The organism is Shimia sp. R11_0 (genome assembly GCF_017744035.1).
Classification (GTDB): Bacteria; Pseudomonadota; Alphaproteobacteria; order Rhodobacterales; family Rhodobacteraceae; genus Shimia; species Shimia marina.
This window is the reverse complement of sequence record NZ_JAGHQY010000001.1, coordinates 476561-491496: the sequence shown is the minus strand read 5'-3', so window position 1 is coordinate 491496 and position 14936 is coordinate 476561. Positions and strand designations below refer to the sequence as shown.

Here is a 14936-nt window from a genome sequence, read left to right as displayed (position 1 = left end):
ATTTCACACCCTCCACCACCTGACACTGCCCACCGTTTGCGCACCCCGGGGGAGGCCACCGCGCGCGGTGCCGGGGGCCGCGCCCCAGGCTTAGCTCCGCTGAGCCACCGAGATACGCACCAGGGAAACCTGTCTGTTTGCGACCCATTGCAAAGGTCGCAAATCGAACAGACCATCGGTTTTTCTTCGTGCTGAACTGCGCCATAAGACGGAGTTACGCCATGACAGTCAGCAGCCAACGCCCAAACATCGCCCATTGGCAGGATCGCGTGGATCTGGCCGCCGCCTTCCGCTGGACCGCGCGTCTCAACATGCATGAAGGCGTGGCAAACCACTTCAGCCTCGCCGTCGATCCCGATGGCACCCGCTTTCTGATGAACCCCAATCAGCGCCACTTTGCCCGCATCAAAGCCAGCGACCTTCTGGAGATCGACGCAAACGCCCCTGATACTCTCCAAGGCCCTGATGCGCCGGACCCCACGGCCTGGGGGTTGCATGGCGGCATCCACCGCGCCTGCCCCCACGCCCGCTGCGTCATGCATGTGCATTCGATCTTTGCCACCGTTCTGGCCAGCCTCGCAGACTCTCGCCTGCCCCCAATCGATCAGAATTGCGCCACCTTCTACAATCGTTACGTGATTGACGAAGGCTACGGCGGCCTTGCTTTTGAGGAAGAAGGCACAAGATGCGCTGCGCTGCTGACAGACCCAAAGAAAAAAGTCATGATCATGGGCAATCATGGTGTCCTAATCATAGGGCAGAGCGTCGCCGAGACATTCAATCGGCTCTATTACTTCGAACGCGCCGCAGAGACCTACATCCGCGCCCTGCAAACCGGCCAGCCTTTGCGCATCCTGTCCGATGAGATTGCCGAGAAAACCGCGCAGGAGCTTGAAGATTATCCCGAACAGGACGTCCGCCATCTGGCGGAATTGAAAGCCATCCTCGATGAGGAAGGGTCCAACTACGCCACTTGATGGCGGGACACGCGCATTTGGGAGGATTGCGTCATGCCGCACGACTTTGCAACTGACGCCGAAGCCGAGCGTTGGCACTATCGACCGCCAGAGCCGGTCCGCCTCAATCCGCTATTTGACTGGCCCCCACGTCCAGCTGCCATCCTGCATTGGTATCACGGGGCCTGGCTCATGCTCACAGCCCTCACGGTCCCGCTTCTGATCGCCCTTGCCATCTGGGCTTTTGTGCTGCCACCTCTGGAGCAGATGCAAAACTTCCATATCAGCTGGATCGCCACGGTCTGGTTGATGAACGTGATCCCTCAGACGCTTGTTGCAGGGGGGCTGCACTGGTGGCTCTATATGCGCAAAGGTCAGGGCATGCGTAAGAAGTTCGACAAACGGGACCTCACGCGCAAAAACGGAACCTTCACGTTCAACAATCAGGTCCTCGACAACATATGGTGGACATTGGGCAGCGCCATGACCGTCGCCACCCTATACCAATGCGTGATCTACTGGGTCATGGCCAATGGCTGGGTGCCCATGCTCAGCTTTGCACAGTCTCCGCTGGCCTGTCTGCTCTGGATGGCGCTCATCCCGATGTGGTCCGGCTTGCATTTTTACTGGGTTCACCGGCTCGAACATCACCCCAAGCTCTACAGACATGTGCATGCCGTCCATCACCGCAACGTCAATGTGGGCCCTTGGTCAGGCATCTCAAACCACTGGTATGAGAACTTTTTCTACTTCACGACTTACTTCATCCACCTGATCATTCCCTCCGCACCACTGCATCTGTTGTTTCACAGCTATTTTCAACAGATCAGCCCGGTGTTCTCCCATTGCGGCTTTGAGAAGCTGATCGCCAAAGACACAGAAATCGCCAAATCCGGTGATTTTTTCCATCAGCTGCACCACAGGTATTTCGAATGCAACTACGGCACCTCCGAGATCCCGTTTGATAAATGGTTTGGCACCTTTCATGACGGCTCCGCAGAAGGCACAACCCGTACCCGCGCGCACAAAAAACAGATGTATACGCGATAGATCTCAGTTCTGGCGCAGCGCGCGGGGCGTTGTGCCAAAGGCTGCCCTGAAGGCCCGCGTCATCGCCGCCGGGCTGGCGTAGCCCGCGCGCAAGGCAATCTCGGCAACCGACAGATCGGTCTCTTCCACCAGCTTGCGCACCAGGTTGAGCCGCAGCCGCCGATAGACCGTCGCAGGCACCGCGCCCAATTCGCGGCGCATGCGATGCTCCAGCGTTTTTTGCGTGGCGCCCGCCCGCGCCGCGACCTGCGCAATGGTCAGAGGATGCTCCAGATGCTCCTGCATCACGGCCAATGCCCGATTGACCAACCGTCCCGCCGGTGTTGCCCCCCCGCTGTGAGAGCGCGCGCTGTCTCGCATCATGAAAAGCTGCGCCACCTCCACTGCCAGCGCCTGCCCAAAATCCCGCCCAATCAGATGCAGAATCAAATCAAAGGCCGCCATCGCCCCGGAACAGGTGATCCTGTTGTGATCCATCACATAGCGTTCTCGCAAAACCTCCACCTCTGGGAAGCGTTCTGCAAATGCGGTCAACTCCTCCCAGTGAATGGTCGCCTGATAGCCATCAAGCAATCCCGCCTCCGCCAGCAGCCAACTGCCCGTGTCCATGCCGATCACCTGATCAAAGCGCTGCGCGGCCGCACGCAAGGCGCGATGCGTTCCCCCACCCCCATGCGCGCGAAACCCATAAGAGGGCATCACGATCAAACAATCGCCCTGCACCGCGCCAATGGCACTATGCGGTGTCACGGAGAGGCCCGACGAGCTGCTCACAACCGCGCCGTCCAGCGAAACAAACTGCCATTCAAACAACTGTCGACCGGTCAAACGATTGACCGCGCGCATCGGCTCCACCGTGTTGGCCAGACAATGGTTAGAGAAACCGTCAAACAAAAGCACAGCCACATTCTGCACCGCGGCGTGAGAATTTTCCCAATACTGCATGATTTAGTGATAATTCCGCATCTTCTCTTCGGTCAAGCGCCCTGATGCTTTCCCAAACACGCACATGGAGCCCCCGCATGCAGTTTGGTTTGAGCGCAGAACAGGAGATGATCGTCTCCACCGTCCGCAGCTTTGTGGAAAATGAAATCTACCCCCATGAGGCCGAGGTGGAGCGCAGCGGTCAGGTGCCGCTGGAGCTCGGCAATCAGATCAAACAGAAATGCATAGACCTGGGGTTCTATGCCTGTAACTTCCCAGAGAAGGTGGGCGGCGCCGGGCTGTCCCATCTGGACTTCACACTGGTGGAACGCGAACTTGGCCGTGGCTCCATGGCGCTCACCCATTTCTTTGGCCGCCCGCAAAACATCCTGATGGCCTGCAACGCCGATCAGCGCGAACGCTATCTGCTCCCGGCAGTGCGCGGTGAAAAAATGGACGCCCTCGCCATGACGGAACCCGATGCAGGATCGGACGTGCGCGGCATGAAATGCCAAGCCCAGCGCGACGGTGGTGATTGGGTTCTCAACGGCTCCAAACACTTCATCTCCGGCGCAGAGCATGCGGATTTCTTCATCGTCTTCATCGCCACCGGCGTCGATGACACCCCCAAAGGTCCCAAAAAACGCATCACCACCTTCCTCGTGGATCGTGGCACACAGGGGTTTGAGGTGCGCGAAGGCTACAATTCAGTCAGCCACAAAGGCTACAAGAACTATATCCTCACATTTGACGACTGCCGCCTGCCAGATGCACAGGTGCTGGGTGAGGTCGATGGGGGCTTTGCCGTGATGAACGAATGGCTCTACGCCACCCGTCTCACTGTTGCCGCGTTCTCCGTGGGCCGCGCGCGCCGCTGTTTTGACTACGCCTTAAATTATGCTGCCGAGCGCGAGCAATTCGGTCAACCCATCGGCAAATTCCAAGGGGTTGGCTTTCAAATTGCCGATATGATCACCGAAATAGATGCCGCAGACTGGCTCACCCTCGCGGCGGCTTGGCGACTGGACAACGCCCTGCCCGCCAACCGTGAAATTGCCTCCGCCAAACTCTATGCGTCTGAGGCTTTGGCACGGGTGACAGACACCACGCTGCAAATCTTTGGCGGTATGGGGCTGATGGATGATTTCCCCATCGAACGCTTCTGGCGCGACGCACGTGTCGAACGCATCTGGGACGGCACCAGCGAAATCCAACGTCACATCATCAGCCGCGACCTGCTGCGGCCTCTGGGGGCCTGATGGAAAGCATTGTGTTGCGCCCGCCCCTGCGGCACAACCTCCCAGACAGACGGAGGGAGACACCGCATGAAACCCGTTGTGACAATCACCTACTGTGTGGGCTGCAAATGGCTTTTGCGGGCCGGCTGGATGGCGCAGGAGCTCCTGCAAACCTTCGAAGACACATTGGGAGGCGTCACACTCGCCCCAGCAGAGCTGCCCGGTACATTCAAAATCACCGTGGATGGCAGCTTGCTGTGGGATCGCAAACGCGATGGCGGTTTTCCCGAAGCCAAAGAGCTGAAACAACGCCTGCGCGATGTGATCGACCCAGAGCGCAGCCTCGGCCACTCGGATCGCTAGCCGCATATTGCGTCGCGGGGGCCAGCCCCCGCACCCCCGGAGTATTTCTGGTCAGAAGAAGCCAAACGCGGTCCACCCCTCGCCATGGCACAGCACAACGAGGGGCTTCTCCTGACGCGGCCATCGGCGCTCCCGCCTGTACCGCCCCCACAGCCTTCGCAACCTTAGTTAACAAAAGGTTACTTCTTCTGGCCCAAAATACTCCCGCCGGAGGCATCAAATCTGTTGCGGAGCGCCAGACATGACGCGTGACCTCTCCCGTCTGATCCGCCCCAAATCCATCGCCGTAATTGGCGGCGGGGCCTGGTGTGCCGAGGTGATCCGACAGAGTGAAAAAATTGGTTTCACCGGTGACCTCTGGCCCGTGCACCCCAAGGCCGACACCGTTCTGGGTCATCAGACCTACCCCACACTCGCAGATCTGCCTGCCCCCCCCGACGCCAGCTTCATTGGCATCAACCGCCATGCAACCGTGCAGGCTGTTGGTGCGCTTGCACAGCAGGGTGCAGGCGGGGCCGTCTGCTTTGCCTCTGGCTTTTCCGAGGCCGCGTCCGAGGACGCCACGGGAGCCAACCTTCAGGATGCGCTGATCACGGCCGCTGGGGAAATGCCGATCCTTGGGCCCAATTGCTATGGGCTGATCAATGCGCTGGATGGGGCCGCGCTTTGGCCCGATCAGCATGGCTGCTCTTCAGTTGACAGCGGTGTGGCCATCCTCACGCAAAGCTCCAATATCGCCATCAATCTCACCAATCAGCGGCGGGGCCTGCCCATTGCCTATGTGGCGACCTGCGGAAACATGGCACAGCTCAATCAGGCGGAGATCGCGCAGGCCTTTCTGGAGGACCCCCGTGTCACCGCCATAGGCCTGCATATCGAGGGCTTCACCAACCTACGCGCATGGGAGGCTTTTGCCAGACGCGCCGCAGAAAAATCCATCCCGGTGGTGGTGCTCAAAGTCGGCGCAAGCGCAGAGGCACAGGCGGCTACCGTCTCCCACACGGCGTCTCTCGCAGGCAGTGACGCAGGCGCCGAAGCCCTGATCCGTCGGCTGGGCTTTGCCCGTGTGCATGAGCTGCCTGTTCTGCTGGAAACCCTCAAACTTCTGCACATGCAGGGCCCGCTCAAGAGCAACAAGATTGCCTCCATCAGTTGCTCTGGCGGCGAGGCCAGTCTGATGGCCGATACCGCGCTTGGCACCGGGCTCAGCTTTCCGCCGCTCAGCACCACACAGCATGCAGAGCTGCGTCAGGTGCTCGGCCCCATGGTCGCCTTGGCCAATCCGCTGGACTATCACACCTATATTTGGCGCGATGCCACCGCCATGGCGGCAGCGTGGACGGCCATGGCCACAGCAGACATCGCCATGACGTTCACGGTGGTGGATTACCCCCATGAAAATCGCAGCGATTGGGAGTGCGCCACACAAGCGGCCATCACCGCGCATGCCAACACAGAACGCCCCTTCGCCGTGGCCGCCAGCTTGCCAGAACTGATGCCAGAAGATGTCGCCAAAGAGCTGATCGCCGGCGGGGTTGTGCCGTTTTATGGGCTGCGCGAGGCCTTGGTCGCCACAGCCGCCGCCGCGCAGATCGCCCCTCCAGATCCCGCCCCCCTCCTTGTCCCCGGCGATCCGATGGCCCCAGTCGTGTTGGACGAAGCCCGCGCCAAAGCGGAGCTTCAGGCCCATGGGGTCGACGTACCCCATAGCCAAAGCGCCCGCGGCGCGCAGGCGCTTCAAAAGGCGGCCGAGGGATTGCGGCCTCCCTTGGTGCTCAAAGGGCTTGGCATCGCCCATAAAACCGAAGCTGGCGCCGTGCGGCTGAATCTCACCGCCGCAACGCTTGAGAGCGCCGCACAGCCCATGCCAACAAAGCAGTTTCTCATCGAGGAGATGGTCACCGATGCTGTGGCAGAAGTGCTGATTGGGATCACGCGGGATGCGGCGCATGGTTTTGTCATGACCCTTGCAGCCGGCGGCGTGCTCACCGAACTTCTGGAAGACAGCACCTCCTGTCTTGTTCCAGCCCGTCGCAAAGATCTCCACGAGGCGCTTCTGAGCCTGAAGATCGCCAAGCAGCTGACCGGGTATCGCGGCGCGCCACCTGCCAGCATCGAGGCCATTCTGGACGCAGCAGAGGCGCTTCAGGCCTATGTACTTGCCAACCGCACCACCTTGGAAGAGGTTGAAATCAACCCGCTGATCTGCACCCCCACCCGCGCGGTGGCCGCAGATGCGCTGATCCGAAAGGAACTCTCATGACCGACAACCCTGTCAAAACCCGCCGCGACGGCGCCATTCTCGAAGTCACGCTCGACCGCCCCAAAGCCAATGCGATTGATCTCGCCACCAGCCGTATCATGGGCGAGGTCTTTCGCGATTTTCGCGACGATCCGGGCCTGCGTGTGGCCATCGTCACCGGGGGCGGGGACAAGTTTTTCTGTCCGGGCTGGGATCTGAAGGCAGCAGCAGATGGCGATGCGGTGGATGGCGACTACGGCGTCGGCGGCTTTGGCGGTCTGCAAGAGTTGCGCGACATGAACAAACCGGTGATTGCCGCCATCAATGGCATCGCCTGCGGCGGCGGTCTCGAACTGGCGCTCTCTGCCGACATTCTGATCGCTGCCGACCACGCCTCTTTTGCGCTGCCAGAAATCCGCTCGGGCACCGTGGCCGACGCCGCCTCCGTCAAGCTGCCCAAGCGCATTCCCTATCACATTGCCATGGAGCTTCTGCTCACCGGCCGCTGGTTTGATGCAGAAGAGGCCCATCGCTGGGGCTTGATCAATGAAATCGTGCCCGCCGCCTCCTTGATGACGCGCGCATGGGAACAGGCCCGCCTGCTCGCCTCAGGCCCGCCGCTGGTCTATGCCGCGATCAAGGAAATCGTGCGTGACGCCGAAGATGCCAAATTCCAAGACGCCATGAACCGCATCACACAACGTCAGCTCCGCAGCGTCGATGTGCTTTATGACAGCGAGGATCAGCTCGAAGGCGCCCGCGCTTTTGCCGAAAAACGCGATCCTGTGTGGCAAGGCAAATAAGGCCGCCCCCTCGACGCTGAGAATATCAGCATCTGCATGGGCTTGCGAAACGCGCGCGATCACAAATCCACGATCCCCCTTGCCCCCGCTCATGGAGAGGGGCAGGGTGCCGCCATGACAAAGACACTGCTTTCCCTAGGTCACGGCTATTCGGCCCAGGCACTTGCGGCCCGACTGCTGCCTGAGGGCTGGACCATCCTTGGCACCCATCGCGACCCCGCTCAGGCGGAGGTGCTGCGCGCACAGGGCGTCACCCCCCTGCATTGGCCAATCGATTTTGAGGAGGCGTTGCCAAACGTCACCCATGTGCTGAGCTCCATTCGCCCGGATAAAGACGGGGATCCGGTGTTGCGTGCTGGCAAGCAGGCCCTGCAAGCCGCCGCCCCCAATCTCACATGGGTTGGCTATCTCTCCACCACCGGTGTCTATGGCGATATGGATGGCGGTTGGGTCGATGAAACCACGTCTCCAGATCCCGGTGGCATTCGCGGCAAGATGCGCGTCAAAGCCGAAGCCGAGTGGCATGACGTCACCGGCCTGCCGCTGCACATCTTCCGTATTGCAGGCATCTATGGGCCGGGGCGCGGCCCTTTTGCCAAGCTCCGTCGTGGCACCGCCCGCCGGGTCATCAAGAAAAATCAGGTCTTCTCCCGCGCCCATGTCGAAGACATCGCACAGGTGCTTGCGGCCTCCATGCACGCGCCCAATCCGGGACGTGTCTACAATGTCTGCGATGACAGCCCGGCCCCACCACAGGACATCCTGAGCTACGCCGCAGAGCTTCTGGGTATGGAACCACCGCCGGAAGTGCCCTTTGAAGAAGCCGACATGACCCCCATGGCGCGCAGTTTCTATTCAGACAGCAAACGGGTGCGCAATAACCGCATCAAGGAAGAGCTGGGCGTGGTGTTGAAATATCCCAACTACCGCGATGCGCTGAAAGCGATGCTGGAGGCAGAAGCGACTTAACCGCGTTATGCCTCCAGCAGGCCTCCCAAATAGGCAGGGCGATCTCTTCCTAGCGGGGATCGCCGCCCAGCACGTCCAGCACCTTGGCTTCAATCTGTTCCGCATTCATCGCGGCCACATCATACATCGCCTTAGGGCTCGCCTGATCAATAAAGACATCCGGCAGAACCATAGAGCGGTAGGCCAACCCCTGATCAAAGACCCCCTCCTCTGCCAAGAGCTGCGCCACATGGCTGCCAAAGCCGCCCACCGCGCCTTCCTCAAGGGTGATCAACACCTCATGCCGGGCGGCAAGATCCAAAATCATCTCCCGGTCCAGAGGTTTGGCAAACCGCGCATCCGCGATGGTTGGCCGGATTCCCCGCGCCGCAAGACGCTCCGCCGCCCGGCGCACCTCCTCAAGCCGTGCGCCCAATGACAAAAGCGCAACGCGCGCGCCTGCCTGCACCACACGCCCTTTGCCAATCTCAAGCACGCTGCCCCGCTCAGGCAGCTCCACACCCACCGCCTCGCCGCGCGGATAGCGGAAGGCAATCGGCCCCTCATCATAGGCCGCCGCAGTGGCCACCATATGTTTCAACTCCGCCTCATCGGCTGCGGCCATCACCACCATACCGGGCAGATTCGCCATAAAGGCAATGTCAAAGCTGCCCGCATGGGTGGCCCCATCCGCGCCCACCAGCCCGGCGCGATCAATGGCAAAACGCACCGGCAGGCGCTGAATGGCCACATCATGCACCACCTGATCATAGCCGCGCTGCAAAAACGTCGAGTAGATCGCACAGAAGGGCTTCATCCCCCCGGCCGCCAGCGCCGCTGAAAAGGTGACCCCATGCTGCTCGGCAATGGCCACATCAAAACAACGGCTCGGGAACCGCTCCGCAAACAGGTTGAGCCCTGTGCCATCTGGCATGGCGGCGGTGACCGCACAAATCCGGCTGTCCGCTTCGGCCTCCTGCAAAAGCGCCTGCGCAAAAACCGAAGTATAACTCGGCGCATTGGCCTGCGCCTTGTGCTGCTTGCCAGTGCTGACATCAAATTTCGCGGTCGCATGTGCCTTGTCCGGCGCGGCTTCAGCTGGCTTGTAGCCCTTGCCCTTCTGCGTCACAACATGCAGCAGAACCGGCCCGGTGGCCCGCTCTTTCAGCTCCCGCAGCAACGGCAGCATCTGCGCCAGATTGTGCCCATCAATCGGCCCCACATAGGTAAAGCCGAGATTCTCAAACACGGTGCCACCCGCCGCACGCCCGGCATCCAGCGACGGGGCCTGTGCCGCCGCGCCCTGCAAAGTGTCGCCTTCATACAGACCGGCCAGATAGTCGCGCATCGCGCCCACTGGCGGGGCGATCGACATGTCATTGTCATTGAGCACCACAAACAGCCGCTTCTTCAGGTGACCGGCATTGTTCATCGCCTCATAGGCCATGCCCGCCGTGATCGCGCCATCACCGATCACCGCCACAACATCCCCCAGCCCGCCCTCACAGGCCCCGCCCAGATCACGCGCCACAGCAAAGCCCAGCGCCGCCGAAATCGAGGTCGAAGAATGCGCCGCCCCAAAAGGATCAAACAGGCTTTCAGACCGTTTGGTAAACCCTGACAGCCCGTCCTGTTGCCGCAAAGAGCGCATGCGCGCCCGCCGCCCGGTCAGAATTTTATGGGGATAACTCTGATGCCCCACATCCCAGATGATCTTGTCACGCGGGGCCTCAAACACCGCATGCAGCGCCACGGTGAGCTCTACCACGCCCAGCCCGGCACCCAGATGCCCCCCGGTCTCACTGACCACAGAAATGGTCTCCGCTCTCAGCTCATCTGCAATCTGCGCAAGCTCCGGATCCGAAAACCGTTTCAGATCTTCTGGCAGTGTCACCTGATCAAGCAAGGGCGTCTGAGGTTTCAAAACTCTGTGTCTCCCTGACAGGGGCTGATGCCCTGATCAACTGTCCCGTGCCACAACAAACCGGGCCGCGTCCCGCAACGCATCCGCCTCATCTCCATAGGCTGACAGCGCCTCACAGGCCTGCGCCACCAGACGGGCCGCCTGCGCCTTAGCCCCCTCAAGGCCCAGCAGCGACACAAAAGTCGCCTTGCCCGCATCGGCATCTTTGCCCACAGCCTTGCCCACTGTGGCGGCATCGCCTTCCACGTCCAGAATGTCATCGGCAATCTGAAACGCCAGCCCCAGATCGGTGGCATAGCGTTGCAAGGGCGCGGTATCCGCCTGCGCCATCACCGCACCTGCGGTGGCAGACCAGACAATCAACGCACCGGTCTTACCTGCCTGAAGCGCCGTAATCTCTTCCAGTGTCAGGGGCGTAGATGCTGTTTCTGCGGCAATATCCAATGCCTGTCCCAGTACCATGCCCTGCGCCCCAGCCGCCCGTGCAAGTGAGACGGTCAGCGCCGCGCGCACCTCTGCATTGGGGTGACAGTCCGGGCGGCTCACACATTCAAATCCCAGCGTCTGCAAAGCATCGCCAGCCAACACCGCTGTGCACTCATCCCATTTGATGTGGGTCGTGGGCAGACCACGGCGCAGATCATCATCGTCCATACAGGGCAGATCATCATGCACCAGCGAATAGGCGTGGATCGCCTCAATCGCGGTCGCTGCCCAGATCGCATGCTCTGGTTTCACCCCATGCAAACGTGCCGTTTCCATCACCAGAAACGCCCGCAGCCGTTTGCCGCCCGCACTGGCATAGCGCATGGCTTCCACCACCGGCAGATCGCCCAAAGGGGCCATCACCTCAATGAGATGCGCCTCAACCTGCTGAGCCGCCTCTTTCAATCGTGCTTCAAACATCAGAGCAGGGCTTACATGCCCTCAACCGGTGTCAAACCGGTCGGAGCGCCACGCCCATCCAGCGTGATGGCGGCCACTTTCTCTTCGGCTTCCTTAAGCTTGGCCTCACAGCGCGCTTTCAACGCCGCGCCACGCTCATAAAGGGCGATGGATTTCTCCAGCTCTACATCACCGCGCTCCAGCTGGCCCACGACCTGCTCCAGCTCGCGCATCGCCGCCTCAAAGCTCATTTCTTCCACAGCTGTGTCGCTCATCCGGCTCTCTCCATCAAAACCCTGACATGTGCCGCCACCGAGGCCGCCAAGGCGTTCAGATCATATCCGCCTTCCAAAGTCGAGACCACGCGCCCGCCACAATACGTCGCCGCCAGATCACAGAGCTGTTCGGTCAGCCAGACAAAATCCGCCTCTGTCCATTCCAGCTGCGCCAAAGGGTCGTCGCGATGGGCATCAAACCCCGCCGACAGGATCACCAGCTCGGGCGCAAACCGTTTCAGCGCCGGAAAAACCTCCGCCTCATAGGTGGCGCGCATCAAGCGCCCATCACTGTGCGGGGGCAGAGGCAGGTTCATGACATTGTTGTGCCCACCGGTCTCCTCCGCTAGGCCCGTGCCCGGCCAAAGCGGGTTCTGATGGCTGCCGATGAACAGGCTGCGCGGCTCATCCCACAGCAGGGCCTGCGTGCCATTGCCATGGTGCACATCAAAATCCACCACCGCCACACGGCTCAGACCATGGCGCTCCATGGCATGGCGCGCCGCGATGGCCGCTGTGCCAAACAGACAAAACCCCATGGGTGTGCTTTGTTCTGCGTGATGTCCCGGCGGGCGACAGGCCACAAAAGCATTGCCCACCTCTCCGGCCATGACCGCATCCACCGCTGCCAGACAGCCGCCCACCGCATGGCGTGCGGCTTTCACAGAGCCCGGCGACATATGGGTGTCCGCATCCAGTGCCACAGAGCCGCTGGTTGGCTCGGCCCGGGTGATCGCTTCAAGATGGCTCTGCGGATGACACAGCAGGATGTCCGCATCCGAACATTCTGGCGCGCTGCGCCGCTCCAGTATTTGAAAGTCCGGCTGGCTCAGCGCCTCTTGGATATGCGCAATCCGCGCCACCTGCTCCGGATGGCCGGGAGGCGTCACATGTGTCAGAGAACTCTCATGACTGAACAAGGCTGTCGGCATGGCATTCCCCTGCTTCTTCTGACCAAAAATACTCTCGCCGAAGGCGAAATCCTTGCCAGCGGGATCAGTCCGGCGCCAGCATATAGCCCGCGCCGCGCACGGTCTGCAGATAACGCGGCTGTTTGGGATCTTCTTCAATCTTGCGCCGCAATCGCGTGATCTGCACATCCACCGCGCGTTCCTGCGCCTGCCCTTTGTCGCGGCCCAGCTCTTCCACCAGCGTGCCCCGGCTGACCGGCTCACCCGGCGTTTTGGAGAAAATCTTCATCAGCTGACTCTCCGTGGCCGTCAGACGCAGCGGGGTTTCCCCCTGCCACATCTCGCCGCGGTCGATGTCATAGCGAATGTCTCCCAGATGCAGCACCTTGGGCACCGTGGCCGCTTCATCCACCTCCGGCATCCGCCGCAAGATCGCATTGATGCGCAACAACAGCTCTTTGGGCTCAAACGGTTTGGCCAGATAATCATCCGCCCCTGCCTCAAGCCCGGCAATACGATCCTCGGTCTCGCCTTTGGCGGTCAGCAACAGGATCGGCGTCTGCGAAGTCTCGCGAATGCCCTGCGTCAACGACACGCCATCTTCGCCCGGCATCATCACATCCAACACGATCAGATCAAAATCCAAACCGGACAGCACCCGGCGTGCATGGGCCGCATCACGCGCAGCAGAGACAAGAAACCCATTGCGCATCAGAAACTTGCGCAACAGATCACGAATGCGCTCATCGTCATCCACAATCAACAGATGGGGGGCGATATCATTCATTACTCAGATCCTCTCCTGCCCGCAGCTTACTGACCAGCGTCCCGCAAGGACAGATACTGCCGATGCAACTCACCATCCATCATCGCTTCCAGCACGCGCCGGAAGCCAGACACCGCTTCAGGCCCCGCATCCCGAAAGGCGGTGCGCATCCGCACCCGCTGCGCATCCGACAGGCGATGCTCCAAGGCGGTACCCGCCTCAGTCAGATAGAGATTGCGCTCACGCCGGTCAGTGGTGCCCACACGACTTTCCACCAGCCCATCTTCAATCAAAGTCCGCAACACCCGGTTAAGCGATTGCTTGGTCACCCCCAGAATCGCCAGAAGATTGGTCACCGTGGTGCCCGGCGCACGGTTGATGAAATGGATCGCCCGGTGATGCGCGCGGCCATAGGCCATGCTCTCCAAAATGCGGTCGGGATCTGCGGTGAAGCCCCGATAGGCAAAATACATCGCCTCGATTCCCTGTCGCAGCTGCTCATCTGTCAGATACAACAGGCTTTCGCCCCTGATGCCTTCGCCCATACCGCCTCCAAAGATCACAATTGATCGCTTTCCCCGTCACAATACGTCAGCTTTGTTGACACTCCAAGAGCTAACTGGTAGCGAATCGCAGGATTTGCGCAACTTTGTGACCAGATCGGCCGCTTGCCGCGCAATAAATGAAAAATTTACCGCACTTTGAACGGCGAAAGGACATGCTATGGCTGGTGCATATGACGATCGTGACGGCGTCATCTGGATGGATGGCGAATTTGTTGACTGGCGCGAGGCCAAGGTGCACGTCCTGACCCACGCGCTGCATTATGCAAGCTCCGTGTTTGAAGGCGAACGTGCCTACAACGGCAAGATTTTCAAAAGCGTGGAACACAATGAGCGCCTGTTCAAAAGCGCCGAGGCGCTGGACATGCCCATGCCCATCACGCTGGAAGAGCTGGAAGCAGCCAAACAGGAAACCCTGAAGCGCTCCGGCCTGCAGGATGCCTATGTGCGCGTTGTGGTCTGGCGCGGCTCCGGCGATGACATGGGTGTCGCCTCTGCGGCAAACCCGGTCCGTGTCGCCATCGCCGTCTGGCCTTGGGGCGCTTACTATGGCGACGCCAAAATGCAGGGGGCCAAGCTCGACATCGCGGAGTGGAAACGCCCCAGCCCGGAAACCATCCCGGTTCATGCAAAGGCCGCAGGTCTTTATATGATCTGCACCATCTCCAAGCACAAAGCCGAAGCCAAGGGCTGTTCGGATGCGCTGTTCATGGATTATCGCGGCTATGTGGCAGAGGCGACAGGCGCCAACATCTTCTTTGTCAAAGATGGCGAGGTGCACACGCCCACACCGGATTGCTTCCTCAATGGCATCACCCGTCAGACCGTGATTGGCATGCTGAAAGAAAAAGGCATCACCGTGATTGAACGCCACATCATGCCCGAAGAACTCGCTGACTTTGAGCAATGCTGGCTGACCGGCACCGCCGCCGAAGTGACCCCGGTGGGCCAGATTGGGGACTACACCTTTGAAGTGGGCGACATCACCCGCGACATCGCAGAGTCTTATGAGGCGCTGGTGCGCGCATAAGCCTTCTCGCGAAGACTGGACCAGAACGGGGGCCCTCCAATAGGATGCGCCCCCGTTA

15 protein-coding genes are annotated in these 14936 nt (G+C 60.6%); 8 read left to right on the top strand and 7 right to left on the bottom strand.

All coding sequences use genetic code 11. The features are described from left to right. The first annotated feature begins 221 nt into the window (after nt 1–221). Nucleotides 222–977, top strand: coding sequence for a class II aldolase and adducin N-terminal domain-containing protein (locus J7382_RS02230; RefSeq protein ID WP_209066812.1), 756 nt, complete (start codon nt 222–224; stop codon nt 975–977). 33 nt (nt 978–1010) lie between these two features. Continuing rightward, nucleotides 1011–2006 (top strand): sterol desaturase family protein, encoded by a 996-nt coding sequence (locus J7382_RS02225; RefSeq protein ID WP_209066810.1) that lies wholly within the window; start codon nt 1011–1013, stop codon nt 2004–2006. Between the two features lie 3 nt (nt 2007–2009). Here J7382_RS02225 and J7382_RS02220 read toward each other — a convergent pair whose 3' ends face one another. Continuing rightward, the gene (locus J7382_RS02220; RefSeq protein WP_209066807.1) at nt 2010–2951 is read right to left on the bottom strand and encodes a helix-turn-helix domain-containing protein; all 942 of its coding nucleotides are present in this window, start codon (nt 2949–2951) and stop codon (nt 2010–2012) included. A 77-nt stretch (nt 2952–3028) separates the two neighbouring features. Between J7382_RS02220 and J7382_RS02215 the strand changes: the two genes are divergently transcribed. The 5 genes from J7382_RS02215 to J7382_RS02195 all read left to right on the top strand — a co-directional run bounded on the left by J7382_RS02215 (nt 3029) and on the right by J7382_RS02195 (nt 8545). Then, nucleotides 3029–4189: an acyl-CoA dehydrogenase family protein gene (locus J7382_RS02215; protein ID WP_209066805.1), complete on the top strand. Its 1161-nt coding sequence runs from the start codon at nt 3029–3031 to the stop codon at nt 4187–4189. A 66-nt stretch (nt 4190–4255) separates the two neighbouring features. After that, nucleotides 4256–4531 (top strand): SelT/SelW/SelH family protein, encoded by a 276-nt coding sequence (locus tag J7382_RS02210; RefSeq protein ID WP_209066803.1) that lies wholly within the window; start codon nt 4256–4258, stop codon nt 4529–4531. Nucleotides 4532–4772: 241 nt separating this feature from the next. Further along, nucleotides 4773–6794, top strand: a complete 2022-nt coding sequence (locus J7382_RS02205; RefSeq protein WP_209066801.1) for an acetate--CoA ligase family protein — start codon at nt 4773–4775, stop codon at nt 6792–6794. Further along, nucleotides 6791–7576, top strand: a complete 786-nt coding sequence (locus J7382_RS02200; RefSeq protein ID WP_209066799.1) for a carnitinyl-CoA dehydratase — start codon at nt 6791–6793, stop codon at nt 7574–7576. Before J7382_RS02205 ends, J7382_RS02200 begins: the two co-directional genes overlap by 4 nt. A gap of 114 nt (nt 7577–7690) precedes the next feature. Further along, on the top strand, nt 7691–8545 hold the full coding sequence (locus J7382_RS02195; RefSeq protein WP_209066797.1) for an SDR family oxidoreductase: 855 nt from the start codon (nt 7691–7693) through the stop codon (nt 8543–8545). 49 nt (nt 8546–8594) lie between these two features. Here the strand turns inward: J7382_RS02195 and dxs are convergent, their stop codons facing one another. The 6 genes from dxs to J7382_RS02165 form a co-directional block, all read right to left on the bottom strand. Continuing rightward, on the bottom strand, nt 8595–10448 hold the full coding sequence (dxs, locus tag J7382_RS02190; RefSeq protein WP_247744780.1) for a 1-deoxy-D-xylulose-5-phosphate synthase: 1854 nt from the start codon (nt 10446–10448) through the stop codon (nt 8595–8597). Nucleotides 10449–10484: 36 nt separating this feature from the next. Further along, complete coding sequence (locus J7382_RS02185) at nt 10485–11354, bottom strand: polyprenyl synthetase family protein (protein WP_209066795.1); 870 nt, start codon at nt 11352–11354, stop codon at nt 10485–10487. 11 nt (nt 11355–11365) lie between these two features. Beyond that, entirely contained in the window at nt 11366–11608 is a 243-nt protein-coding gene (locus J7382_RS02180; protein ID WP_058238630.1) for an exodeoxyribonuclease VII small subunit, read from the bottom strand. Further along, nucleotides 11605–12540 (bottom strand): histone deacetylase family protein, encoded by a 936-nt coding sequence (locus tag J7382_RS02175; protein WP_209066793.1) that lies wholly within the window; start codon nt 12538–12540, stop codon nt 11605–11607. Before J7382_RS02175 ends, J7382_RS02180 begins: the two co-directional genes overlap by 4 nt. A gap of 64 nt (nt 12541–12604) precedes the next feature. Beyond that, on the bottom strand, nt 12605–13306 hold the full coding sequence (locus tag J7382_RS02170; RefSeq protein ID WP_209066791.1) for a response regulator: 702 nt from the start codon (nt 13304–13306) through the stop codon (nt 12605–12607). Between the two features lie 26 nt (nt 13307–13332). Next, nucleotides 13333–13830 carry a MarR family transcriptional regulator gene (locus J7382_RS02165; protein ID WP_058238633.1) on the bottom strand — a complete coding sequence of 166 codons (498 nt, stop codon included), beginning with the start codon at nt 13828–13830 and terminating at the stop codon, nt 13333–13335. Nucleotides 13831–14008: 178 nt separating this feature from the next. Here J7382_RS02165 and J7382_RS02160 point away from each other — a divergent pair, with 178 nt between their 5' ends. After that, nucleotides 14009–14878, top strand: coding sequence for a branched-chain amino acid aminotransferase (locus J7382_RS02160; protein ID WP_209066789.1), 870 nt, complete (start codon nt 14009–14011; stop codon nt 14876–14878). Nucleotides 14879–14936 lie beyond the last annotated feature (58 nt).